The sequence below is a fragment of the Leuconostoc aquikimchii genome, assembly GCF_040838325.1.
In the GTDB taxonomy this organism is placed as follows: Bacteria; Bacillota; Bacilli; order Lactobacillales; family Lactobacillaceae; genus Leuconostoc; species Leuconostoc aquikimchii.
On the sequence record NZ_JBFPER010000001.1, the window covers coordinates 1,113,565 to 1,137,592 of the forward strand.

General features: G+C 38.6%; 24 protein-coding genes. 2 read left to right on the top strand and 22 right to left on the bottom strand.

The features are described 5' to 3' along the window. Positions 1-71: 71 nt before the first annotated feature. From AB3K24_RS05485 to AB3K24_RS05560, 16 genes are all read right to left on the bottom strand, one after another. On the bottom strand, positions 72-509 hold the full coding sequence (locus AB3K24_RS05485) for a hypothetical protein (protein WP_367974189.1): 438 nt from the start codon (positions 507-509) through the stop codon (positions 72-74). Positions 510-587: 78 nt separating this feature from the next. Further along, positions 588-1,331 (bottom strand): RsmE family RNA methyltransferase, encoded by a 744-nt coding sequence (locus AB3K24_RS05490; protein ID WP_367974190.1) that lies wholly within the window; start codon positions 1,329-1,331, stop codon positions 588-590. A 2-nt stretch (positions 1,332-1,333) separates the two neighbouring features. Then, a complete protein-coding gene (prmA, locus tag AB3K24_RS05495; protein WP_367974191.1) occupies positions 1,334-2,209 on the bottom strand; it encodes a 50S ribosomal protein L11 methyltransferase in 876 nt (291 codons plus the stop codon). Further along, positions 2,206-3,276: a zinc-binding alcohol dehydrogenase family protein gene (locus AB3K24_RS05500; RefSeq protein WP_367974192.1), complete on the bottom strand. Its 1,071-nt coding sequence runs from the start codon at positions 3,274-3,276 to the stop codon at positions 2,206-2,208. The genes prmA and AB3K24_RS05500 overlap by 4 nt, the downstream gene beginning before the upstream one ends. Positions 3,277-3,371: 95 nt before the next feature. After that, positions 3,372-5,225: a translation elongation factor 4 gene (gene lepA, locus AB3K24_RS05505; RefSeq protein WP_367974193.1), complete on the bottom strand. Its 1,854-nt coding sequence runs from the start codon at positions 5,223-5,225 to the stop codon at positions 3,372-3,374. A gap of 225 nt (positions 5,226-5,450) precedes the next feature. Next, positions 5,451-7,511 (bottom strand): glycine--tRNA ligase subunit beta, encoded by a 2,061-nt coding sequence (glyS, locus tag AB3K24_RS05510; protein WP_367974194.1) that lies wholly within the window; start codon positions 7,509-7,511, stop codon positions 5,451-5,453. A gap of 2 nt (positions 7,512-7,513) precedes the next feature. After that, the gene (gene glyQ, locus AB3K24_RS05515; RefSeq protein WP_367974195.1) at positions 7,514-8,458 is read right to left on the bottom strand and encodes a glycine--tRNA ligase subunit alpha; all 945 of its coding nucleotides are present in this window, start codon (positions 8,456-8,458) and stop codon (positions 7,514-7,516) included. Between the two features lie 67 nt (positions 8,459-8,525). After that, positions 8,526-8,915 carry a hypothetical protein gene (locus AB3K24_RS05520; RefSeq protein WP_367974196.1) on the bottom strand — a complete coding sequence of 130 codons (390 nt, stop codon included), beginning with the start codon at positions 8,913-8,915 and terminating at the stop codon, positions 8,526-8,528. Continuing rightward, positions 8,916-9,650, bottom strand: coding sequence for a hypothetical protein (locus AB3K24_RS05525; protein WP_367974197.1), 735 nt, complete (start codon positions 9,648-9,650; stop codon positions 8,916-8,918). A gap of 312 nt (positions 9,651-9,962) precedes the next feature. After that, positions 9,963-11,105: a DUF805 domain-containing protein gene (locus AB3K24_RS05530; RefSeq protein WP_367974198.1), complete on the bottom strand. Its 1,143-nt coding sequence runs from the start codon at positions 11,103-11,105 to the stop codon at positions 9,963-9,965. 78 nt (positions 11,106-11,183) lie between these two features. Beyond that, a complete protein-coding gene (gene frr, locus AB3K24_RS05535; RefSeq protein ID WP_367974199.1) occupies positions 11,184-11,729 on the bottom strand; it encodes a ribosome recycling factor in 546 nt (181 codons plus the stop codon). Continuing rightward, positions 11,729-12,454 carry a UMP kinase gene (gene pyrH / locus AB3K24_RS05540; RefSeq protein WP_367974200.1) on the bottom strand — a complete coding sequence of 242 codons (726 nt, stop codon included), beginning with the start codon at positions 12,452-12,454 and terminating at the stop codon, positions 11,729-11,731. The genes frr and pyrH overlap by 1 nt, the downstream gene beginning before the upstream one ends. A gap of 92 nt (positions 12,455-12,546) precedes the next feature. After that, positions 12,547-13,422 (bottom strand): translation elongation factor Ts, encoded by an 876-nt coding sequence (gene tsf / locus AB3K24_RS05545; RefSeq protein WP_367974201.1) that lies wholly within the window; start codon positions 13,420-13,422, stop codon positions 12,547-12,549. A 124-nt stretch (positions 13,423-13,546) separates the two neighbouring features. Beyond that, positions 13,547-14,323: a 30S ribosomal protein S2 gene (rpsB, locus tag AB3K24_RS05550; protein WP_367974202.1), complete on the bottom strand. Its 777-nt coding sequence runs from the start codon at positions 14,321-14,323 to the stop codon at positions 13,547-13,549. 144 nt (positions 14,324-14,467) lie between these two features. Next, positions 14,468-14,746, bottom strand: a complete 279-nt coding sequence (locus AB3K24_RS05555; protein WP_367975581.1) for a GIY-YIG nuclease family protein — start codon at positions 14,744-14,746, stop codon at positions 14,468-14,470. After that, on the bottom strand, positions 14,746-15,507 hold the full coding sequence (locus tag AB3K24_RS05560; RefSeq protein WP_367974203.1) for a tRNA1(Val) (adenine(37)-N6)-methyltransferase: 762 nt from the start codon (positions 15,505-15,507) through the stop codon (positions 14,746-14,748). The genes AB3K24_RS05555 and AB3K24_RS05560 overlap by 1 nt, the downstream gene beginning before the upstream one ends. A 58-nt stretch (positions 15,508-15,565) precedes the next feature. Between AB3K24_RS05560 and AB3K24_RS05565 the strand changes: the two genes are divergently transcribed. Further along, complete coding sequence (locus tag AB3K24_RS05565; protein WP_367974204.1) at positions 15,566-16,201, top strand: lysophospholipid acyltransferase family protein; 636 nt, start codon at positions 15,566-15,568, stop codon at positions 16,199-16,201. A 10-nt stretch (positions 16,202-16,211) separates the two neighbouring features. On the opposite strand, the gene AB3K24_RS05570 is transcribed toward AB3K24_RS05565, so the two are convergent. Then, positions 16,212-16,451 (bottom strand): YneF family protein, encoded by a 240-nt coding sequence (locus tag AB3K24_RS05570; protein WP_367974205.1) that lies wholly within the window; start codon positions 16,449-16,451, stop codon positions 16,212-16,214. Positions 16,452-16,720: 269 nt separating this feature from the next. Between AB3K24_RS05570 and lexA the strand changes: the two genes are divergently transcribed. Beyond that, positions 16,721-17,362: a transcriptional repressor LexA gene (lexA, locus tag AB3K24_RS05575; RefSeq protein WP_367974206.1), complete on the top strand. Its 642-nt coding sequence runs from the start codon at positions 16,721-16,723 to the stop codon at positions 17,360-17,362. A gap of 47 nt (positions 17,363-17,409) precedes the next feature. Here the strand turns inward: lexA and pyrE are convergent, their stop codons facing one another. The 5 genes from pyrE to AB3K24_RS05600 are packed head-to-tail and all read right to left on the bottom strand — an operon-like array spanning position 17,410 to position 24,007. Then, entirely contained in the window at positions 17,410-18,042 is a 633-nt protein-coding gene (gene pyrE / locus AB3K24_RS05580) for an orotate phosphoribosyltransferase (protein WP_367974207.1), read from the bottom strand. Continuing rightward, complete coding sequence (pyrF, locus tag AB3K24_RS05585) at positions 18,043-18,735, bottom strand: orotidine-5'-phosphate decarboxylase (RefSeq protein ID WP_367974208.1); 693 nt, start codon at positions 18,733-18,735, stop codon at positions 18,043-18,045. Positions 18,736-18,762: 27 nt separating this feature from the next. Beyond that, on the bottom strand, positions 18,763-19,689 hold the full coding sequence (locus tag AB3K24_RS05590) for a dihydroorotate dehydrogenase (protein ID WP_367974209.1): 927 nt from the start codon (positions 19,687-19,689) through the stop codon (positions 18,763-18,765). 57 nt (positions 19,690-19,746) lie between these two features. Further along, the gene (gene carB / locus AB3K24_RS05595; protein WP_367974210.1) at positions 19,747-22,926 is read right to left on the bottom strand and encodes a carbamoyl-phosphate synthase large subunit; all 3,180 of its coding nucleotides are present in this window, start codon (positions 22,924-22,926) and stop codon (positions 19,747-19,749) included. Beyond that, positions 22,919-24,007: a carbamoyl phosphate synthase small subunit gene (locus tag AB3K24_RS05600; RefSeq protein ID WP_367974211.1), complete on the bottom strand. Its 1,089-nt coding sequence runs from the start codon at positions 24,005-24,007 to the stop codon at positions 22,919-22,921. The genes carB and AB3K24_RS05600 overlap by 8 nt, the downstream gene beginning before the upstream one ends. Positions 24,008-24,028 lie beyond the last annotated feature (21 nt).

Below are 24,028 nucleotides of genomic sequence, written 5' to 3' on the forward strand. Positions count from 1 at the left end.
CCAGAAAAAGCGCGAAATTTCGCGCTTTTTCACAATAATGACACGCTATTTAATAAAAGTACACGGCGCAATTATGACTTGAACCCACCATCAACTGGTAACGAAAAATTATTTTCAGTACCAGAGGCAAGCCCCTGAAAACCATTCTCAACTGGAATCAAATTTTCATCAGGATCATCACGTGTATCACCAAAAAATGTAAATAGACTGAGTACAATATAGAGCAAACTAAAATAGAAACCATATTGTGTTGCAACAATCTTCAACCACATAATTGATACCCCAGAAAAAATAGCAGGTACAAGCATAATCAATAATGGTGAGTACCCATGTTTTCGAACAGCATACCCAAAATACAATGTATAAATACCATTGATGACAAGGTACAACCAAATAACTTGATGAATTTCGCGTATACCGATTTTTTGCGCCATTAAAGGTAATATAGCACCTATTATCACCGCAGCAAGCCACTGGTAACCGTAATATTTTTTAAATATTTTTTTCATATGCGACCACCCTTTAATGCAACTTTTACTTAAAAAATTTAATATGTATATCAGCTTCTATTAATTATTTATTATAAACTAATCATTTAATTCTCGCAAGACACTAATTGCTGACAGCGCATATAAAGGCGCCGTTTCCGCACGTAAAATACGTGGACCTAGTCCGGCTGGATGATAACCGTACCGCGTTAGTTCTGCGACTTCTAACCTAGTCAACCCACCCTCTGGGCCAAAAATCAGATTCACATCTGTACCACTAGGCATCACGTTAATTAATTTAATCAATGTTGACACTTCCCCGGTACGAGCAGATTCTTCCCAAGCTACAAGCCCAACATTTTTAGATAAATCAAGCACATTTTGCCACGTCATAAATTGAATTTGTGGTACCAATAAACGATGCGCTTGCTCTGCTGCTGCTTGTGCAATCTTTTGTAATCTGACTGCTTTTTTATCTTGTTGCTTTTTCCAATCAGCCACTGTACGCGACATCTCAGCAAAAATAATGCCATTAGCCCCTAATTCGGTTGCTTTTTGAACCAGCCAATCAGAACGATCATTTTTAAGTGGTGATACAATAATCGTAACATTAATCGGCAGTTCGACATCACTTTTTAAGTGTGCCACAATTGCTAGCGTTATTGTCATGTCATCAATGGCTATGACTTCGCCAATGACAACTTTTTGATCCACACTAACAAATTCCGCTTGTGAGCCAATGCGTGCACGTAATACTTTGCCAAAATGTTTGAAAACATCTTGATCTTTGGTTAACACCATATGATCACTGTCAATTACGTGTTTTAAAAAGTATCGTTGCATGATTATTTTTCCTTAAGCTGTGTAATATAGCTGTGCCACTCACCCATTTGTGATTTTTGAACAATTTCATAGCCATTAATATGTAATTGTTCTTCAATATGTGGCGCAATAGCATCATAAATACCTGATACTAAAAAATAACCATCTGGTTTTAAACGTGAAAGCGTCTGCGGAATTAGCCTTTCAATAACATCTGCCAAGATGTTTGCCACAATCAAATCAACTGGTTGCGTCTCAACATCTAACAATAAATCGCTTGCGATAACCTTAATATCATCCGCAATCGGATTCAGTATCAAATTTTCTTTTGCTACTTGCACTGACATATCATCAATATCTGTCGCCAAAACAGAATGAACGCCTAACTGTTTAGCAGCGACTGCTAAAACACCAGACCCTGTCCCAACGTCAATCATTGATTCACCACCACGCACAACGGTTTCCAATGCCTGCATCATAAGCTGTGTTGTTTCATGCGTGCCTGTTCCAAATGCCAATTGTGGATCCATAAAAATCGGCATTTCTGTTGCTTGTTGCGGTATAAATGTCTCCCATGCTGGGACAACTGTCAAATGACGTGTGATGCGCTGGGTATGATAGTATTGTTTCCAATTATTTTCCCAATCTGCTTGTGATACACCATGCAAAGATACAGTCGCAGGTGAAGGATCTACTGCAAATTTTGATAATAATTTAAGTCGTGATTTGATGTTTGAAACGACTTCAGGTAATTGGTCATCATCTTCATAATAAGCGATGATTGCGATACCGTTTGTCTCATCAATTTGAACCCCTTCAGCACCAACTGACATGAATAGGTCACATATGACTTCGACTGCATCCCTATTCGTGCTGATACTTACTGCTTGCCAATTCATAGTGCTTCCTCATCATGTATGATGACCACTTTACCAATCATGTGACCATTCTCAACATCCTGAGTGGCCTGTTGCATATTTTCAACGTTAAGGCCATTGTATGTTTTAGTTAGTGTGGACTTAATCACTTGCCTGTCTAACAATTCAGCAATTTTGTTTAACGCTTCACCCTGACTTGACATATCAACGCCATAATTACCCTTAGCAAACATAAATACCCAGTTGAACTGCGCGCCAATATTTTTTAGTGGGCCAATATCAATTGGCCCACTTGTTTCAACAATCGACGCAATGCGCCCAAATGGCTTAATTGATTCTAATACTAATGGCCAATAGCTATTGGTATCTTGTAACATAGCAATATAGTCCACTTTATCATGTTTGATTTGCATTAACTGTTCATGTAAATTTTGATGATAATCTAAAATATAATCTGCACCAAGTGACTTAACCCATGTCACCGATTCCGGACGTGAGGCCGTTGTAATCACTGTCAATCCTAAATATTTTGCCAGTTGAATTAAAGTTGAACCAACACCACCAGCACCATTTAAAATAAGAATACTTTTACCAATCGCCACATTTTCAGTCACATCAAAACCAAAAGACTGTAAAATTTCTACTGCAGTAATTGCTGTTAAAGGCATAGCAGCGGTTTCGGATACACTGAGATTAACTGGCGCATGTCCCACAAGTGATTCATTGACAACTTGATATTGTGCATGAGCCCCTTGCTTTATTTGAACACCGGCGTAATATACTAAATCACCAATTGCAAACTTTGAAACATGCGTTCCCACTGCAACTACTTCACCCGTTGCATCAAATCCAAGAATACGAAATTGCCCATCATTTTGATAACCACGACGCATTTTGATTTCGACAGGATTAATAGCACTAGCATAGACCTTCACTAATAGTTCATGATCAGCAGGGCTAGGCTGTAAAACATTTTTTGCGATAAAAACATTTTGCTTGTCAATCGTTAAAGCACGTTCAAAACCAATTGCGCGCATTTTTAGCTTGCCAAACGGCCAATATTTTTTTATTTTGTCAAATAGTGACATACTTGTCTCCTTTAATATGCCTCAAAAAACAGATACTTATTGCCTGTTTTTTAGCATAATGCGTTTGACGCTATTGCGATCATTGCGCAGTAGCATTAATTTCCTCGTGCGTACTGTGTATCGTCATCTGTTTTCAATACCGCCATGAAGGCTTCTTGTGGTACTTCAACTGTACCAACTGACTTCATACGCGCTTTACCGCGCTTTTGTTTATCTAACAATTTTGCACGACGATCTGGATCACCTGTGTGAATTTTAGATGTCACATCTTTACGATATGCTTTTATATTTGTACGGGCCAAAATTTTTGCGCCGATTGCTGCTTGTACGGGAATCTCGAAATTTTGACGTGGAATAATTTCTTTTAGTTTTGACGTAATCACACGACCACGCTCTGCTGCAAAATCACGATGAACAATAAAACTCAGAGCATCGACTTTTTCAGAATTTAACAAAATATCAATTTTAACTAAATCTGATTGTCGATAACCAAAAATTTCATAATCTAAAGATGCGTAACCACGTGTACTTGATTTTAATTTATCAAAGAAATCAAAAATAATTTCTGACAAAGGAATCTTGTACTTAACGTTAACACGTGTCTCGTCTAAATACTCCATCGTGTCAAAATCACCGCGCTTACGCTGGGCAAGTTCCATCACCGCACCAACATACTCATTTGGCACCATAATTTGAGCATCGACATAAGGTTCTTCGATATATTTAATCATTGAAACGTCGGGCATTTCAGATGGGTTTTCAATTTCGAGTAATTCATCGTCATTAGTCATCACATGGTAAGTAACAGAAGGTGCAGTGGTCACTAAGTCTAAGTCAAACTCACGTTCTAAGCGCTCTTGCACAACATCCATATGCAATAAGCCAAGGAAACCAACACGATAGCCAAATCCTAATGCCTGTGATGTTTCAGGATCAAACGTCAGTGCCGCATCATTAAGTTGTAGCTTTTCTAACGCATCACGTAAATCTTTATACTTAGCATTATCGGACGGATATAACCCTGAATAAACCATGGGTGTCATAGGTTTATACCCTGATAACGGCTCAGTAGCCGGATTAACAACAGATGTGATTGTATCTCCAGAATGTGTTGTGTGAATATCTTTAATGGCTGCTGTTAAGTAACCAACATCCCCAGCCATTAAATAATCACGTTTTTGAGCACTCGGTGACATCACACCAACTTCGTTGACTTCATATTCCGCCCCGGTGTTCATCATTTTGATTTTATCACCTGGCTTAACGATGCCTTCACGTACCCGCATATTAACCACGACACCGCGATAAGCATCATAAGCTGAATCAAAAATTAACGCACGTAAAGGTGCCGTCAAATCACCTGTCGGTGCAGGTAGGTCCGTCACAATTTTTTCTAGTAGTTCAGGAATGCCGATACCTTTTTTAGCCGATGCTAATACAGCCTCTGATGCATCTATGCCAATAAGATCTTCAATTTCTGCACGCACTTTTTCTGCATCAGCAGCAGGCAAATCAATTTTATTAATGACCGGCAAAATTTCTAGGTTATTGTCTAATGCTAGGTATACATTCGCAAGTGTTTGTGCTTCCACCCCCTGTGCTGCATCAACAACTAATATAGCCCCTTCAGCAGCAGCAAGTGATCGCGACACCTCATAAGAAAAATCAACGTGTCCTGGTGTATCAATTAAATGAAAAATGTAGGTTTCCCCATCGTTTGCATCATAGTGCACTTCGACCGCATTTAATTTAATCGTGATACCACGTTCACGCTCTAAATCCATCGTATCGAGCAATTGATTTTGCATATCGCGTTGCGCTACTGTATGTGTTTGATCCAAAATACGATCTGCAATTGTTGATTTGCCATGATCAATATGTGCCACAATTGAAAAATTACGAATGTGTTTTTGGCGTTCTTTGAGTTGTTCTAAATTTATTTCTGTCATTTTTTTATCACGCATATTGTGCGTATACTTTCAATTTTTATGTCTCCTTTATTTTATCATGAAAAGACACAAAAAACGTGACCCGAATCATTTCTGATACCGTATCACGTCAAATCACTTGCGTTTGCTTAATTAAATCACACTAATAAGGTATATGAACCACACCTTTAAAGAACCGACAAAAATAATATGCAACATTCGTATTTTAAGCCATATGTTCTGAGTTTATTTAAGTACAATTTTTTCTAAATCACCCAACCCAGAAATGAGATTGTTAATCATATGTAATTGGGCATAACGATTGTTTTTGATTAATTCATCATCAGCATTAACCATTGTTGCATCAAAATAAGCTGCAATCGGTGCTTGTAGTTCGGCTAAGGCGTTATATACCGCTTCACCACCCTGCAGTTCTAGTGCTTTTAAATCAATTTTTTTTGTTGCACTAAATAATGCTTGTTCTGTTTTATTTTCAAACAAACTCTCAGCAACACGACCTTCTGTTACCTGTTTCATTGCCAAACGTGAAACACGAGTCAATGCTTCAATAATGTCACGGAAATCATTATCATCAGCATGTTTTGCCAATACTTGCGTACGATCAGCAATATAAATTACATCGACATCAGTCATCATCGCAGTGCCTGCAGCCACAATATCTTGACGTAGGTCATCATCCAAAGCCAACTTACGCACACGATCTAAAATAAATGTCATAATCGCAGTTAAATCAGCATTCTCAGTGACCGTACCAGTTGCTTTGATAAATTCAATCAACAATGGTCGCAATGCAACATGCCACTGTTTGCTTTGAAGTGTTCGTACCACTCCGGTAGCTGCACGTCGCAAACCGTAAGGATCATTTGATCCCGAAGGAATCAGATTAGCCGAGAAGAAAGTCACAATGGCATCTAATTTATCAGCTATTGCCAACACTGCCCCAACTGCCGTTTCTGCAACATCTCCATTAGCAGATGTTGGCATATAATGTTCTCGTATTGCGCTGGCAACTGCTCTATTTTCACCAAATAGTTTCGCATAATGCTCGCCCATGATCCCTTGTAACTCGTCAAATTCACCAACCATACCCGTCATCAAATCAAACTTGTATATGTCAGATACACGAGCTAAATCAGCTTTTTGCGCATCATCAAAGTGTAACTGATTAGCTAAAGTTTCAGCTAATAAGCCAACACGCTGCATATGCTCATAAACTGTCCCAATTTTTTCGTGGAAAACCAGTTTTTTAACTTTTGACATGCTTTCGGCAATGGTTTTTTGTTGATCTTCATGATAGAAAAATTCAGCATCTTCTAATCGGGCAACTAATACTTTCTCGTTTCCAGCAATGACATTATTAAGATGTTCAGAATTACCATTACGAACTGATAAGAAATGTGGCAGCAAATTGTTTGATTGATCTTTGACATAGAAAAAACGTTGATGCTCACGCATCGATGTCATTAAGACTTCATCTGGCAAGTCTAGATATTTATTATCAAAGCTACCAGCAAACGCCGTAGGCCATTCAACAATATTATTAACTTCCTCCAACAGATCCTGTGTGGCATCTGAATTTAAGTCTAACACCCAATTATTTTGACTCACTATAGCTTCAAGTTGTGACTGTATTTTGTTTTTACGCGTTGTGGCATTTACAATAACATGGGCTGCCTTTAAGGTTTCAACATATGACTCTGCGTGAGCAATTGTGACCGCTTCATTTGACAAGAAACGATGCCCTCGTGTCACACGGCCTGTCTGAACTTCTAAAATGTTAAAGTCAATAACTGCTGCATCAAGTAAAGCAACAACCCAGCGAATTGGACGCACATACAAAAAGGCGTTGTTAGCCCATTTCATATAAGTTGTAAACTTCATTTGTGCAACAACTTCTTCACCAATACTAGTTAAAATATTGGCAGCCGGTATACCCGCTGTATGCTTAGTTAACCAAACATAGCCATCATGTATTTCAAAATCCTCTGGTGTTGCACCTTGTCCTCGCGCAAACCCTTGAGCAGCTTTTGACCAATCACCATGATCATCTTTAGCACGTTCAATAGCTGGTCCGCGTTTTTCTTCTGATAATGGCTCTGATTCAGCCGCTACATCAACCAACAGCACAGCTAAGCGACGTGGCGTTGAATAGGGTTGAATATTACTTACTGATAAATGATGCTCTGCCAAAAAACTTTTTGTGCGTGTCATTAATTGTGCTTCTGAACTCGTTACCAAATGTGCCGGAATCTCTTCCAAACCAATTTCTAGTAAAAATGTTGACATGTCTAATTTTCCCCCTTCAACGCATATTTACCGTTTTCACCTAAATATTTTTCACGTAAATCACCATCTTTTAATAATGGGAAGCCAAGCTTACCACGTGCCTCAATAAATACCTTTGACACACGACGTGCCATAGTACGAATACGATGCAAATAACCTGCACGTTCTGTCACTGAAACTGTTCCACGTGCGTCTAATAAATTGAATGTGTGTGATGATTTTAAAATATAATCATATGCTGGATGCACTAAACCTAATGCTAGCAACCGCGTTGCTTCGGCTTCAAATTCATCAAAATGTTTCAACAACATTTTTTGATCAGATTCTTCAAAAGCATATTTAGAGTGTTCATATTCTGGTTCTTTGAAAATATCACCATACAGTACGCCATTTCCCCACTCAAGATCATACACTGTTGGCACATCTTGAATATATGACGCCAAGCGTTCCAGACCATAAGTTACTTCAGCAGTCACAGAATCAACTTCAATGCCACCTACTTGTTGAAAATAAGTGAATTGTGTGACCTCCATACCATCCAGCCAAACTTCCCAGCCAATACCTGCTGCCCCCATTGACGGATTTTCCCAATTATCTTCGACGAAACGTATATCATGTTCTAATGGCTTGATCCCCAAAGCTTCAAGTGACCCTAAATACAATTCTTGGATATTTGATGGGGATGGTTTCATAACGACTTGAAATTGATGATGTTGAAATAAACGATTTGGATTATCGCCGTATCGACCGTCAGCGGGACGGCGTGATGGTTGAACGTAGGCTGCATGCCATGGTTCAGGCCCGTTTGCACGTAAAAACGTGTATGGTGACTGTGTGCCAGCACCCACTTCGTTGTCGTAGGCTTGCATTAAGTTTGCCCCTTGTTTAGCCCAGTATTGTTGCAAGGTTAAAATAATGTCTTGCAATGATAATTTTGTATTTGTCATTTTTTCTTTCCTTTAAAATATATTTTCCAACTATACTACGTTGTATTACTTTTAAAACTTGCTGTCATTAAAACTTGCTAATAAACTGAAAAATCGCAGTAATCAAAATTGGAAAACCCAAGCTCAGTAAATTACCGATAATAAATTTATCAATGGCAACACTTTGCACATCACTATCTAATTTAGACAGTTCACCCCAGCGAGCAAAACCCTTGATAGCAACAATCATACTCATTGCACCAACGTTACCCAAAATAATCAATAGCATCGCAAAAGTACGTTCAATATTACCAATAAGTTGCCCGTGTATAAACGGATCAGTCCGTTTACCGACAACAGGTTGCCATTTTTTTTGACCAATTTTACTCAAAATCACACTGATTAGTGTGCCGTAAAGATAGCTGAGCGCCAACCAACCCATAATTTTAAATATGATATCTATCACTTCTTGCTGCATTTAATTCTCCTCGAACACGGCTAATTGCTTATTGACAGCTTGCACATCTGCCTTAGTCACTAGCATACGTGCACGATTTTCAATTTGTTTGAGTGTATCTGTTTCTTGAAAACCACTATTTTTGATAGCAATCAATTTTGGTAAATCATCGCGCCAATTTTCTGAGTTTTTTAATGCTGAATAAATTAAGCGTTTTTTTACTGTATTGAGCTCGAACTCATAAACTAGTAAGAGCACTTGTTCAACCACTACCATGTTGCCATGATCAGCAGCTATTTTCAGCAAAATAGGTGCTTTTTTAAAATCAGTTTGAATGCCTAATTTTTTATCAATTTGCCTGGCCACAGTTAATTTCAGCGCTGGCATCGCTGTATTTCGAGCCAAAACCACTGCTGAACCATTAACCAATGCTTCGTCATTCGTCTGGTTCAAATCCGTATCAATATTACCAACCCCAACCGCCATATAAAATTGCAAGGTCATCGCATGCATGATTAAGTCTGTCGTTAACGATTGATAAATTTTAATAATGTCATTTCGCGTATTAACTGACTGCACCGCGCCAGAAATTGCATCGCCATTGTGTATTTGAAATGGCATGACCTGTGTTTCTTTAGTCAGTTCGTTTAAATACGCCGCGACATGCTTGACTTGTTGTATCAATTGATTATTGTCTTTAACTCGTCGTGAGTTCACCACATCTAATTCAAAATAGATTGTCTGTTTTGTTTTCATATTTAGATTATATCACACATAAGATATACATTTACATATCTTTTTAATAAAGATATGTATTTACATATCTTTATTATGTCTTAAAATCGCTTATTCCACCTTTCCGACACTAAAAAACCGCCCATAACCCGTTCCAATGTCAAAATAATTGACATCAGGACGCTTACACGCGGTTCCACCTGATTTCCGGAAAAACTTCCCGACACTTGAGTTGCTTACCCACTCCGTCATCGCCACATGACATCCTAGCTAGTAAACTGAATATATTTATTATGCACTGCTACAATTAAAACGTCAAGTGTTTCATTTTATTTAAAATGCCCCACCGTACGTCGTGGACACCGAATTGATTATTGTATTTAATAACGGTTTTGACCGGGAAATTAAATACATCACTCGAATATGACCATCTGTCATATGCCATTCTAAATAACTCATAGACTGCATTTGCCCAGTTAACGGCTCTTTATAAGTGCCGTCAATGCGCCATACCTGTACGTTATTTTCTTGTTTTAACTGAAAATAACTTTGACCAATAATTTTTTCAAAAGGAAAACTAGACATATCTACGCCAAATCCTTGTCCCATTGTACTAGTTAAAATCATCACACGTTGATTTTGTGTACTAAGCCACCATTGTTCACTTGTACCATCTTGTTCCCATTGACCTTGAACTGTAAACGTGCCAAAATCATTATCGCCTAACTGCATGTTAGGCAATGTACGATAATTAGCAGTTGCTTGATCATCTGGTAATGTCTTGACTGAAATGTCTGGAATTGGCTTTTGATTATCATCTGAATGATTTGATTGATCATTATTAGATGTGTCATTAGATAAAATCGATTCAATATCTACTTGACTACTAGCAGATTTTTCATCTGATTTTGATTCACGTAAAGTTGGCGGTTCTTGTTGTTTTAACACTTTTTGCCAGATATTATTAAGACTATTAATTTGTTTGTTGATCGTAAAAAGCTGTATGCTGATTATCAAAGCAATCATCACCACAAAAATAATCGTATAATTTATTTTTTGTTTAGTATTCAAATAAGGTGTCCAGTATGCTGAACGTCGAGATAACAAGTAACACACACCAATTAAGTAACTCAATAACAAAAAAGGCACAATAATGAGCAAACCAATTGCTGTCATAATACCACTAATTATACTCAATAAAAATGGACTGAAAAATATCAATGTTATCGTTTGCTGTGGCAAACCAGTGTCTCGCAGTCGCCGAACGAGCATAGACACATTTGGTAAAAATATGAATAGACTAAATATTGAAGACAGCTGGCTTAAAAGCGACCAGTCGTTAAAAATCGACCCAACAACAAAAAGTAGCAACGCAAAAATCAAGTTGTTAATAACCTGAACCAACCAATAGTCTAAGCGATAGGCCCCGCCACGAAAATCAAATGTTTCTCGCCAATATCTCAAATACCTTTGCATGGCAATTATCCCTCAAATAAAAAACTCGACTCATCGTCAAGTTTTTATAGTAATTTAGTATAATAACATGTTTTACACTTAAATTGTCAACAATTCTTTTTCTTTCTCGTTTGCAATAGCATCAATTGCTTTGATATTTTCATCAGTCAACTTTTGCACATCATCCTCTGCATTTCGTACATCGTCTTCAGGCAATTCTTTGTCTTTTTTAACTGTATCCATGGCATCACGTCGCACGTTACGAATAGAGACTTTAGCTTTTTCAGCTTCAGCCTTCACTTGCTTAGCCAAATCTTTACGCCCTTCTTCAGTCATTTGCGGGATTGCCAAACGCACAATATTCCCATCAGAAGCTGGATTCAGCCCTAAGTCAGACATGTTAATCGCACGCACAATTTCTTCTAAAACTGACTTATCAAACGGCGTAATCAATAATAGGCGCGCCTCAGGTACAGAGATAGAAGCAACCTGCTTTAATGGTGTCATTGAACCATAATATTCAACTTCAAGACGGTCTAAAATATGCGGGTTAGCACGTCCCGTGCGAATACTCCCTAATTCACGCTTTAAAGCATCTTGTGCACCTTGCATACGTGTCTTAGCATCTGTTAAATTAAAAGCCATTATTTTCCTCCAGTAACTGTTGTACCAATATTTTCACCTAATACCACACGTTTCAGATTACCTGGTGTGTTTAAGTTAAATACGACAAGTGGCATGTTATTATCCATTGATAGTGAACTAGCGGTTGAATCCATCACTTTCAATCCCTTTTGCAAAATATCTAAATGAGTCAGTTCAGTGAATTTGACAGCATTCGCATTTTTATTAGGATCTGAATCGTAGATCCCATCAACACCATTTTTACCCATTAAAATAGCATCAGCATTAATTTCATTTGCTCTTAATGCCGCTGTTGTATCTGTTGAAAAGTAAGGCGAGCCTGTACCGGCCGCAAAAATAACAATACGCCCCTTTTCAAGATGCCTAATGGCACGACCACGAATATAAGGCTCAGCAATTTGTTGCATTGTGATAGCGGTTTGAACACGTGTATCAACACCAGCACGTTCCAAAGCATCTTGTAATACCAACGCATTCATTGTTGTGCCAAGCATACCAGTATAATCCGCACGTGAGCGTTCCATACCAACTTTTGATGCTGGTTCACCACGCCATAAATTGCCACCACCAACAACAATTGCGATTTGTGTTCCTAAGTCATGCACTTCTTTTAAATCTAGTGCAATTTCAGAAACTGTCTCAAGATCAATCCCTTGACCTTTTTTTCCAGCCAATGCTTCACCAGAAAGTTTCATCAAAACACGATTATATTTCATACCAGTCATGATTTACCTCATTTTCTATACTATTTAAATTATACCAAAAATATGCCACAAAAAAAGTGCGTCATGATTATATAACGCACTTTTAACATTTATTAACCTAGTTGCTTAGCAACTTCTTCGGCCAAATCAGTCACTTTCTTTTCAATGCCGTCACCAACTTGGAAACGTACAAATGATTTTACAGAACCATTTTGTGACGCAATAAATTGCGCAACAGTTTGGTCACTATTTTTAACAAAAGCTTGATCTAACAATGAAATTTCAGCCAAGAACTTTTTAATACGTCCTTCTACCATCTTTTCTTTGATATTGTCAGGCTTTCCAGCCAAATCTTCAGATGCAAGTTGAACAGCTTTTTCTCGAGCGACAACTTCAGCTGGTACTTCGTCGTCTGATACATATTGTGGTGCAATCGCTGCAACATGCATTGCAATATCTTTAGCTGCTGCTTCTGAGGCACCTTCAACAACGACTAGTGAAGAAATTGAACCAGCTAAATGCGAATAGGCACCAAAGTTTTCAGAGTCTGACTTTTCAATAACAGCAAATCGGCGCAAAGTAATTTTTTCACCAGTAATTTGTGTTGTTCCAATAATTTTATCATTCAAAGTTTGGCCAGATGCTACTTCCAAAGCTAATGCTGCTTCAACGTTTTCAGGCGCAAATGCAACAATTGTGTTGGCAACAGCTTTTAGCAAATCATTAAATTCAGCATTGCCAGCAACGAAATCAGTTTCAGAATTCAATTCGATAATAGCTGCTTTGTTTCCGTCAACGGCAACATAAGTCATACCTTCAGCAGCAACACGGTCGCCCTTTTTAGCAGCCTTGGCCATGCCTTTTTCACGAAGCAAGTCAATTGCTTTTTCCATATCACCATCGGCTTCAACCAAAGCCTTCTTTGCATCCATCATACCAACAGATGTCTTATCACGTAATTCTTTTACTTGTGCAGCAGAAATTGCCATTATATTGCTCCTCTAAAAATATTTATGTTTTTATTATAACATGTTTTTTATACGTTTCGGACAAATAAAAATGCCAGTCCGCATCCCAAATAGGTCCGCAGGAACGGCATTTGTCATTCAAATATTAATTATTGCCTTCTTCAACGATATTGGCAATTTCTTCAATTGATTCTGTGTTTTCATCACCAGCTACGAAAGCATCTTCAGGCGCTGAATCTTGCCCTTGACGACCTTCAATAATAGCATCAGCCATCTTAGCAGTAATCAAACGAACTGCACGAATCGCATCATCATTGGCAGGAATCTTAACGTCAATAACTTCAGGGTTAGCATTTGTATCAATCATAGCCACAACGGGAATGTTCAACATATTTGCTTCCTTAACAGCGATTTCTTCTTTCTTAGGATCAACAACAAACAATACATCTGGTAAACCAGGCATATCCTTGATACCACCCAAGAACTTATCTAACTTTTCACGTTGCTTGTTTAACAAAACAACTTCTTTTTTAGGTAATTGTTCGAAAGTGCCATCTTCGGCCATTACTTCCAAATCCTTCAAACGTTGGATACGTGTCTTAATTGTATTCCAGTTAGTCAATGTACCACCCAACCAACGATGGTTGATGAAGTATTGACCAGCACGTGTTGCTTCTTCAGCAATAGCATCTGAAGCTTGTTTCTTTGTACCAACAAACAAGAAATTTGCATCGTCAGTTGAGGCATTACGAACAAAGTTATAAGCTTCGTCAACAAGTTTAACTGTCTTTTGCAAATCGATGATATGGATACCATTACGTTCTGTAAAGATATACTCATCCATCTTTGGGTCCCAACGACGTGTTTGGTGACCGAAGTGTACTCCTGCTTCGAGGAGTTCTTTCATTGAAATAACTGCCATGTTTTGTTCTCCTAGGTTTTTCCGCCGACAAATTCGACATTCACACTGACATTTCTGCACCTATGTGAACTCGTTTGTCGTGTGTATTTGTTACTAATTGCAACAGCTATTATTATACGAGATATTAATTCACATTGCAAGTCATTAAGCCCAAATTTCAGCATTGACATGATGTGCCATTAAAAATTTTTCTTTATTGCCTCGTGTCAATTTTTTGAAAGCTGCCTCTGCCTTTAAAGCCTCACTTTTGGTATTAAAATGAGCCTCGTAAATTAATTGCAGAGGATGTCTTGATTTGACACGTGTGAATTTCGCACCTTTACGCAACTGATGCGTCTTAAAACGACGCTGTACATCATCGGTAAAACCACCATAAAAATAACCATCAGCCGTATACAAGACATAAAAGTAATAAGATTTCATCATGTCCATGGCTGACCGTATAAAATATTTTGTACCTGCTTAGTATACTCATTTGTTTGTTTATATGCCACAATTGGCGGCATAATACGAACACCGCCCAAACGGCCGGCTTTTATCGCCTCAATAAGTACCATATTTGCTTCTCGATCTGCTTTACCATAAACAAATTGTACGCGCTTAATCATTAATTTTCGTGCTGCAAAAGCTGAAAAAATATCAGCTAATCTTTCTGGCCGATGAACCATATAAAATTTACCATTATTTTTAAGTAATTTGTTTGCAACCTGTGCTAAACCAGGTAAGTCTATGGTTAATTCGTGACGTGCTAATTCGTAGTGTTCATCTTGATTTGTTTTTGTTGTATCACGCAATGGAAAATAAGGTGGGTTGGCTAGTACTGTCTCTACTGAACCGGGTTGAATATCATCAAAAATAGCTTTCATATCGGCTTGCAAGACACTGATTCGATTTTGTAAACCATTCATGGCAATACTTCGTTCAGCCATTTCAGCTAACGCTGGCTGAATTTCTACTAACTTAATAGTCCCAGTCACTTTAGGTGCATAAAATAAACCAACAGCCCCTGTGCCAGCACCAAGATCTACAGTCAATCCTCGCCCCTTGCCCTTGACATCAGCAAAATTAGCTAACAAAATCGCATCTAATGAATAGGAGAACATGTCTGGATTTTGAATAATCTGAATATTTTGTGAAGGCAAGCCATCGATACGCTCACCTTCCTTAAGAATTGGTTCAATCATTGTTTTTTTCTCGCTTTATCGTGTAAAATAGTTAGGGTAGTTTATGAGGTGACTAATAATGAAATTTTATGATTTTCTACGTGGCATAGCTGTCAGTCTGATGTGGACAGTTAATGGCCGCGTCAAGTATATGAATCGGGATCGCATACCCGTTGAAGATAACTATGTTTTGGTCGGCCCACATCGTACGTGGTGGGATCCCGTTTGGTATGCAATTGCTGCCTACCCAAAACATTTTATTTTTATGGCTAAAATTGAGCTTTTTAAATTTCCGCCACTTGCATGGCTTGTTAAGTCTGCTGGTGCTTTTCCTGTTGATCGCGAAAATGTCGGTCCAAGTGTTATCAAAATACCAGTTCAAGAGTTAAAACACGGTAACCGATCGCTCATCATGTTTCCTTCTGGTTCCAGACACAGTGACGACTTAAAAGCTGGCTCTTTGTTAATCGCAAAGATGTCTGGGAAAGCAATTGTTCCTGCTGTGTATCAAGGACCAGTCTCATTTAGCCAGTTGTTTAAGCGTAACAATACAATCATCAATTTCGGCGAACCGATTGTGATTTCGCGTAAAGACCGACTAAATAAGGAAAATATTGCCAAATATACGCAGATGATTCAAGACGCTTTTGATCAATTAGATCAAGAAGTAGATCCTAACTGGATTTATATCGATCCTAAACGTGAAAAAAAATAAGCCTAATGGCTTATTTTTTTTGCGCTTGTTCGCTTTGTTGCTTCATTTGAGCCATCATTTGATTTAATTTCTTTTGTGATGGTTTTTGACCCATTGACATCATCATTGACTTCATCATTTCTTCTGAAATTGGTGGGTTCTTTGCTAAGTAACTCTTCATTGAGTTACGTGCTAAGAAGAATCCAGCCGCTAATCCGATAATTAAAGCCAAAACTGCAATCAAGATAACGAGTCCGATATTTAAAGTCATAGTCTTCCCCTTAATAAATTTCTAAGATTAATTATAGCATAAAGCACAAGGTAATGACGTCACAATTTATCAAAATACTAACTCACGACTTGCAACCGTATTATCCACAGACTTTTTCTGAATCTAGGCGCAAGTTTAAAGAATTAATAAATATTTTTAGTAGATAACTTATTAAAATATAAAAAACGAACAAATGTTTGATTTATCGTTTGCTTTTCGTTATAATTAATACATATTAAATCGAGTAGTATTAAGGAATGAGATCCAAAATGACAAGTCAAATTCAAGAAAGCAAACAGCTTCAGGTGCTAAGGTTTATCCATGACGCACAAATAACAAATGGCTATCCACCTACAGTGCGTGAAGTTGGTGAAGCTGTCGGATTATCCTCTTCTTCAACAATTCATGGTCATATTGAACGGTTAGTTAAAAAAGGGTACCTTTTAAAAGATGCCTCAAAACCTCGTGCACGTGCCATCGAAGTCACTGATTCTGGTTTAGAAGCTTTGGGTGTGTCCATTACTCCTGGTCGTATCCCCGTGTTAGGACTTGTTACTGCCGGTACGCCTATCTTGGCCGTTGAAGAAGAAGCCACTGAATTTTTCCCGATTCCTGACAATTTGATGCAATTTGATGGTGACATGTTTATGCTAAATGTTCGCGGAAATTCTATGGTCAATATCGGTATCTTAGATGGCGATAAAGTCATCGTTCGTAAACAAGATAATGCTGATAACGGCGACGTCGTAGTGGCTATGAATGATGACAACGAAGCAACCGTTAAACGCTTTTTCCGAGAAGCAGATCATTTCCGTTTGCAGCCTGAAAATGATGCTATGGCGCCAATCATTCTTAAAAGCGTTTCTATTTTGGGTAAAGTCATCGGCCTCTACCGTGATGCAATTTATTAACAGCAAAAAAGCGTTTGGAAATTTCCAAACGCTTTTTTGCTGTTAACTTATATCTGCCACTTGGCAGGATTTTGTTGCCAATTTTGCAGTGTTGCTACTTGTGACGTGTTCAAATCACCACGTTTGATAGCTGCAGCTATCAATTGAGAATAAGTTGTCAATGATTTAAAAGTCAATTTTGCATTGGTAAAATTAATCAATCCTTCAGGTAATTCATACGAAAAAATTGATACAACGCCTACAACGTCTGCACCCTCTTTACGTATCGCTTCAACAGCACCTAATACTGAGCCACCCGTTGAGATCAAGTCATCAATTAACACAACTTTTTTACCAGCAACCGCTACACCTTCTGTTTGACGACCAGCGCCATGATCTTTTGGTTTAGAGCGTACATAGATCATCGGCTTATTCATTTTCTCTGAAACCCATGCAGCATGTGGTATACCAGCCGTTGCAACACCACCAATAATTTCAACATCACCATATGATTCTTGAATTAATGCGACTAAACCTTTATAAATATTTTGACGCACTTTTGGATAGCCAATAGTCATGCGATTATCCGTATAAATAGGACTTTTAATACCCGATGCCCACGTAAACGGTGACTCTGGTGAAAATTTCACTGCACCAATGGCTAATAAATCATTTGCCACTTGCTCTGCATAATTTAACATTTAATTACTCCATTCTGATATCACCTGTTGATATGCTGCCACAGGATTTTTGGCTTTGGTAATTGATCGGCCGACAACTAAGCCAGTAGCACCAAAGTCCCGTGCTTTTGCAGGTGTTGTAATCCGCGCTTGATCATCAGCTGAATCACCTGTCAATCGAATTCCCGGTGTCACACGTAGAAATGAATCACTTGTTTTTTGTTGGATGAGATTTGCTTCCAGTGGGGCACTAATTGTACCATCAACTCCTGATTGATAGGCTAATTGCGCTAAATGAATGACGCTATCCGTCATGCTTGCTGTCGTCTGTTGTGTTGCCTGCATATCAGATTCTGAAAAAGAGGTTAACTGCGTGACCGCCAATAATTGCATGTTTTGGCCTTTATTCGCGACTGCTTGTCGTAACATTTTTTCACCACCAGCTGCGTGAACTGTCAAATATTGGACGTTTAGCTTTGCAATACTGGCAACCGCATGACCAACCGTTGTTGGAATATCATATAATTTCAGATCCAAGAAAATAGTAAATCCTTGCCTTCTTAATTCACGGACAAATTCTGGTCCTTCAGCAAAAAATAATTCCATGCCTATTTTTATTGCTGGCTTATTTGTGATATCACGAAAATTGTCGAGAAAAGCGCGTGCTGTTACTGCATTTGGAAAATCTAATGCTATAAATATTGGTCGTTGCATGGGAGTCCTTTCTAAACCTGACAGTCATTATTTTTTGAATGTGTCAGTCACAGCCTGAACATCAGCAAATTCATATTTGTCTAATGCTGCTGGCATCGCGTCAATAATGTTTACCATGGCATCAGGATGCTGCGTTAAAGCCCCGCCAACTTGTACAGCACTGGCACCCGCCATCATAAGTTCTAACGCGTCTGCCACAGTAGTGACACCCCCAACACCAATTATCGGAATACTGACTGTCTGAGCTGCTTCATAAACAAAACGTACCGCAATAGGATGAATTGCCTTTCCAGACATACCACCTATACCACGTGCCAAACGCGCTTGACGTTTTTTCAAGTCAAGGCTCATTCCCATAACTGTATTAATCAATACAATACCATCTGCACCTGCAACTTCAAGGGCTTTTACAATTGGTTTAATGTCTGTCACATTTGGAGACAGTTTAGCATAAAGTGGTAAATGAGTAATTTGTCGCAACGCTGCAATGACTTCAGACGCTGTTTGCGCATCAACACCAAAAGCCATACCACCGCGATCAACATTAGGGCACGATAAATTGACTTCAATCGCAGTGACCAAACCTGAATGCGTTAATAACCGTGCTAATGCAACATATTCTTGTACTGTTTCGCCAGCAATTGAAACCATCACTGGCATATCATCACCATATTTTGTGTGAATAGCCGGCAACATATCTGTTATTACTTTTTCGATACCTGGATTAGCTAGCCCAACAGAATTCAAAATACCACTTGGTGTTTCAATGATCCAAGGTTGTGGATTACCAACACGTGGTGTCATTGTAACTGTTTTTGTGACTAGTGCACCTGTCTTTTCAATACCAAACCCTTTGTCTTCAAGTCCAAAATATACTGCTCCTGATGAATTCATCACAGGATTTTTCATATTTAATCCTGGTAAATTAACTGCCAAGCGATGTTTTGTTATCATTTTTTCTCCTAATTTGTCTCACTGGACAATTTTATTAGTGCCATTAACAACAATCAATTACTTCATTTCATTGACTGTAAAACTGCGACTCTCCAAAACATCCAAGAAAGCGTTAACTGTATCCAACGCTGTAAACAGTGGTACAGCATTTTCAATTGCTGCGTTACGAATGAGGCGACCATCGGATTCTGCCCGATCATCAGCTTGTGTCGTATTAATGACGACTTGTAACTTTTGTGTTTTCAATGCTTCTACTGAGTTATTGTTAGATTCTGAAATTTTATCTAGCACCTCAACTGGCATATCATGTGAATCAAGATAGGCACCAGTACCTGATGTTGCAAACAAGGCAAATCCCAAATCATTGAAGCGTTTAGCCAAAATCAACGCCTCTTCTTTATCATCGTCAGCAACTGTAAAGAGCACATTACCATATTGTGGGACTTTAATATTTGAAGCAACAAAGGCCTTATAAAGGGCTTTTGGTAACGTCGTATCAGAACCCATTACTTCACCAGTAGATTTCATTTCAGGACCAAGCAACGAATCGACATCTGGTAACTTGGTAAATGAGAAAATTGGTGCTTTAACATGAACCATGTCATCAGCCGGTACTAACCCAGTTTCAAATCCCATGTCTGCTAATTTTTCGCCTAACATTACACGTGTTGCCAATTGTGCTAACGGTAAATGTGTCACTTTAGAAATAAATGGTACTGTTCTCGACGCGCGTGGATTGACTTCAATCACATAAGCTGTATTTTCATGAATCACGAACTGCACGTTCATTAAGCCGATCGTATGCATAGCTTGTGCTAAATTAATGGCTGCTTGCGTCATTTCATCTTGTACTTTTTGTGACAAATATTGGGGTGGATAGACAGACATAGAGTCACCAGAATGTACGCCTGCACGTTCAATATGCTCCATTATACCTGGAATAACGGCTGTTTGACCATCTGACAAAACATCAACTTCAGCTTCTTGACCAACCAAATATGAATCAATCAAGACGGGATGATCATTTGACACTTTAACTGCACGTTGCATATAATCTTTTAATTCTTCGTCTGATGTCACGATTTCCATCGCACGTCCACCAAGTACATATGATGGTCTGATCAAAACCGGATAACCGATTTCCTGTGCCGCTGCCAAAGCACCAGCAACTGTTGTGGCCGTTTTTCCTATTGGTTGTGGTAGTTTTAATTGTTTGATGACCTGATCAAAAGCTTCACGATCTTCAGCACGATTCAAATCTTCAACTGTTGTGCCTAAAATATGCACCCCATTTTCTGTCAAAGGTTGTGCTAAATTGATTGCTGTTTGGCCACCGAATTGTACCACAACACCAATAGGTTGCTCCAAATCAATCACATTTAACACGTCTTCTAATGTTAACGGTTCAAAATACAATTTATCAGAAATAGAAAAGTCAGTCGACACAGTTTCAGGGTTAGAGTTCATAATAATCGCTTCATAACCCGCACGTTGAATGGCTTTTACTGCATGAACAGTGGCATAATCAAACTCCACACCTTGCCCAATACGTATTGGCCCTGAACCTAGTACAATGACTGATTTTTTATCCGTTTTGATTGATTCATTTTCACGCTCATAAGTTGCATAGTAATATGGTGTTTGCGACTCAAACTCAGCCGCCACCGTATCAACCATTTTGTAGACTGGTAAAATATTTGCTTGTGTTCTTAACTGACGCACATCAGCTGTTGTTGTATGCCAAATATTAGCGATAGTCGCATCAGCAAAACCATTTTTCTTAGCATAAGTCAGCTGATTTAAATCACCAACATTTTGTGCTAAATCACGTTCAATTTCAATAATATGAAGCACTTTGTCCAAAAAGAATTCATCGATCAACGTTTTGTCATGAATAGCTTCAATCGTCACGCCACGACGTAATAAATCAGCAATCATAAATAAGCGGTCATCACGTGCTGGCATCAATGCCTGCAACAATTCTTCATCTGATAGTTCATCAAAAGTGATGTCATCTAATCCGATTGCGCCAATTTCTAATGAGCGTACAGCCTTCAACAACGCTTCTTCCATGTTACGACCGATTGCCATAACTTCTCCAGTGGCTTTCATTTGCGTCCCTAAACGGCGATCAGCTGTGGCAAATTTGTCAAATGGCCAACGTGGAATTTTAAATACCACATAGTCCAATGCTGGCTCAAATTCTGCCTTTGTTGTCCCAGTAACAGGATTAATAATTTCATCTAAATTCAAACCAACAGCAATCTTAGCAGCCATTTTAGCAATAGGATAACCTGTTGCTTTTGATGCTAATGCAGACGAACGCGACACACGTGGATTAACTTCGATAATGTAATACTTGTATGAATCTGGATCGAGTGCCATTTGAATATTGACACCACCTTCAATTTTTAGAGCACGAATAATTTTCAACGCCGCATCACGCATCATTTGAACTTCACGGTCAGACAATGTTTGTACTGGGGCTGTGACAATTGAATCACCTGTGTGTATACCAACTGGATCAAAATTTTCCATTGAAGCGACAACTAATGCATTATCATGTGCATCACGCATAACTTCAAATTCAATCTCTTTATAGCCTGCAATTGATCGTTCAATCAATACTTGTGTGACGGGTGATAATTCTAAACCATTCGCTGCAATTTCAGTTAATTCTGCATGCGTTTCAGCAATACCACCACCAGTACCACCCAATGTGTACGCTGGGCGCACAATGACAGGATAGCTGTGTGTATCAGCAAATTCTAATGCTTCATCTAGTGTCGTTGCAATCGTTGATTCAGGAATAGGTTCATTCAAGCGTTCCATTAGCGCTTTAAATTCTTCGCGATCCTCAGCCTCTTCAATTGCTGACAGCTTTGTGCCTAACAACTCGATATGTAAGTCATCTAATATCCCAGCTTCAGACAAATCTTTGGCCATATTTAGTCCAGTTTGCCCGCCTAATGTTGGTAAAATAGCATCAGGTCGTTCTTTACGCAAAATACGCTCAATAAAGTCAATTGTTAAGGGTTCTATGTAGACTTTATCTGCAATTTCCGCATCCGTCATAATTGTTGCAGGATTCGAATTAACTAAAATGACATAATAGCCTTCTTCCTTCAAACTAAGTGCGGCCTGCGTGCCCGAATAATCAAATTCTGCTGCTTGACCAATAACAATTGGACCAGAGCCAATCACCAATATTTTTTTGATGTCAGTGCGTTTAGGCATTTTGTGTTGTCTCCTTCTTGGCGTTTTCAATCATGTTCAAAAAATCATCGAATAGATATTCGGCATCGTGTGGACCTGGTGCTGCGTCTGGATGAAATTGAACAGAGAAAGCATGGTGATTCTTTAGTCTGACACCCTCAACTGTGAGATCATTAATTTCTTCATGTGTCACAACAAGATCGGTTTTTGATAAACTATCACGATTGACAGCGTAACCATGATTTTGAGAAGTAAAGTCTAACCGTTCCTTTGACAAATTACGAACCGCATGATTGAAACCACGATGTCCAAATTTTAATTTGTATGTTTCCGCCCCATTAGCTATAGCAAACAATTGATGTCCCAAGCAAATACCCATTAATGGTAACTGTTCTTGCAATGTTTGTATTGTGGGAATAGCGTAAGCAACATCTTGGGGATTGCCTGGACCATTTGATAATAATATACCATCAGGATTGGCTGCTAAAATAGTTTCTGCATCAACGTTGGCTGGAAACACCATGACATTGACGCCTCTCTTTGCTAAAGAACGTAAAATTGAATTTTTTAATCCAAAATCAATCAAGGCAATTGATACACCATCCGTTGGATTTTGGTATTGTGTTTTTGTTGTGGCATCCGCAACCATATTTTTTGAAGGCACAAATTTTTTAATCTCAGAGAAAATTTCATCGGTCACTTCATTAACTAATGCCGCTTTCATGACACCATTATCACGTAACTCTCGTGTCAGTGCACGTGTATCAACACCAGTGATGCCAGGCATATTTGTTCGTTCTGCCCATTCTTCCAAACTCATCATTTTACGCCAATTGCTTGGTCGACGTGCAATTTCATGTACTACGATTGCTGAAGCTGCTGGTCGTAAACTTTCAAAATCATCACGATTAATGCCATAATTCCCAATTAAAGGATAGGTAAACACAATCATTTCACCACGGTATGATAAATCAGTTATTGATTCTTGATAGCCTGACATGCCGGTATTAAAGACCAATTCTGCCATCACATCTACATCAGATCCGAAGGACTCGCCTTCGTATACTGAGCCATTTTCAAGTACTATATAGCGTTTTTTCATGTCCCATTATCCTCGTTATCG

Bases quoted from the DNA above. Each gene is read 5' to 3' on its own strand.
- AB3K24_RS05490 (WP_367974190.1), bottom strand. From the start codon at position 1,331: ATGCAACGATACTTTTTAAAACACGTAATTGACAGTGATCATATGGTG.
- glyS (WP_367974194.1), bottom strand. From the start codon at position 7,511: ATGTCAACATTTTTACTAGAAATTGGTTTGGAAGAGATTCCGGCACAT.
- AB3K24_RS05560 (WP_367974203.1), bottom strand. From the start codon at position 15,507: ATGATTGAACCAATTCTTAAGGAAGGTGAGCGTATCGATGGCTTGCCT.
- AB3K24_RS05485 (WP_367974189.1), bottom strand. From the start codon at position 509: ATGAAAAAAATATTTAAAAAATATTACGGTTACCAGTGGCTTGCTGCG.
- pyrE (WP_367974207.1), bottom strand. From the start codon at position 18,042: ATGTTAAATTATGCAGAGCAAGTGGCAAATGATTTATTAGCCATTGGT.
- frr (WP_367974199.1), bottom strand. From the start codon at position 11,729: ATGGCTTTTAATTTAACAGATGCTAAGACACGTATGCAAGGTGCACAA.
- AB3K24_RS05570 (WP_367974205.1), bottom strand. From the start codon at position 16,451: ATGACTTTAAATATCGGACTCGTTATCTTGATTGCAGTTTTGGCTTTA.
- AB3K24_RS05520 (WP_367974196.1), bottom strand. From the start codon at position 8,915: ATGCAGCAAGAAGTGATAGATATCATATTTAAAATTATGGGTTGGTTG.
- tsf (WP_367974201.1), bottom strand. From the start codon at position 13,422: ATGGCAATTTCTGCTGCACAAGTAAAAGAATTACGTGATAAGACATCT.
- prmA (WP_367974191.1), bottom strand. From the start codon at position 2,209: ATGAATTGGCAAGCAGTAAGTATCAGCACGAATAGGGATGCAGTCGAA.
- pyrH (WP_367974200.1), bottom strand. From the start codon at position 12,454: ATGACTGGTATGAAATATAATCGTGTTTTGATGAAACTTTCTGGTGAA.
- glyQ (WP_367974195.1), bottom strand. From the start codon at position 8,458: ATGACAAATACAAAATTATCATTGCAAGACATTATTTTAACCTTGCAA.
- AB3K24_RS05590 (WP_367974209.1), bottom strand. From the start codon at position 19,689: ATGATAACAAAACATCGCTTGGCAGTTAATTTACCAGGATTAAATATG.
- carB (WP_367974210.1), bottom strand. From the start codon at position 22,926: ATGCCTAAACGCACTGACATCAAAAAAATATTGGTGATTGGCTCTGGT.
- AB3K24_RS05530 (WP_367974198.1), bottom strand. From the start codon at position 11,105: ATGCAAAGGTATTTGAGATATTGGCGAGAAACATTTGATTTTCGTGGC.
- AB3K24_RS05500 (WP_367974192.1), bottom strand. From the start codon at position 3,276: ATGTCACTATTTGACAAAATAAAAAAATATTGGCCGTTTGGCAAGCTA.
- AB3K24_RS05600 (WP_367974211.1), bottom strand. From the start codon at position 24,007: ATGAAAAAACGCTATATAGTACTTGAAAATGGCTCAGTATACGAAGGC.
- AB3K24_RS05555 (WP_367975581.1), bottom strand. From the start codon at position 14,746: ATGAAATCTTATTACTTTTATGTCTTGTATACGGCTGATGGTTATTTT.
- pyrF (WP_367974208.1), bottom strand. From the start codon at position 18,735: ATGCAACGACCAATATTTATAGCATTAGATTTTCCAAATGCAGTAACA.
- AB3K24_RS05525 (WP_367974197.1), bottom strand. From the start codon at position 9,650: ATGAAAACAAAACAGACAATCTATTTTGAATTAGATGTGGTGAACTCA.
- lexA (WP_367974206.1), top strand. From the start codon at position 16,721: ATGACAAGTCAAATTCAAGAAAGCAAACAGCTTCAGGTGCTAAGGTTT.
- rpsB (WP_367974202.1), bottom strand. From the start codon at position 14,323: ATGGCAGTTATTTCAATGAAAGAACTCCTCGAAGCAGGAGTACACTTC.
- lepA (WP_367974193.1), bottom strand. From the start codon at position 5,225: ATGACAGAAATAAATTTAGAACAACTCAAAGAACGCCAAAAACACATT.
- AB3K24_RS05565 (WP_367974204.1), top strand. From the start codon at position 15,566: ATGAAATTTTATGATTTTCTACGTGGCATAGCTGTCAGTCTGATGTGG.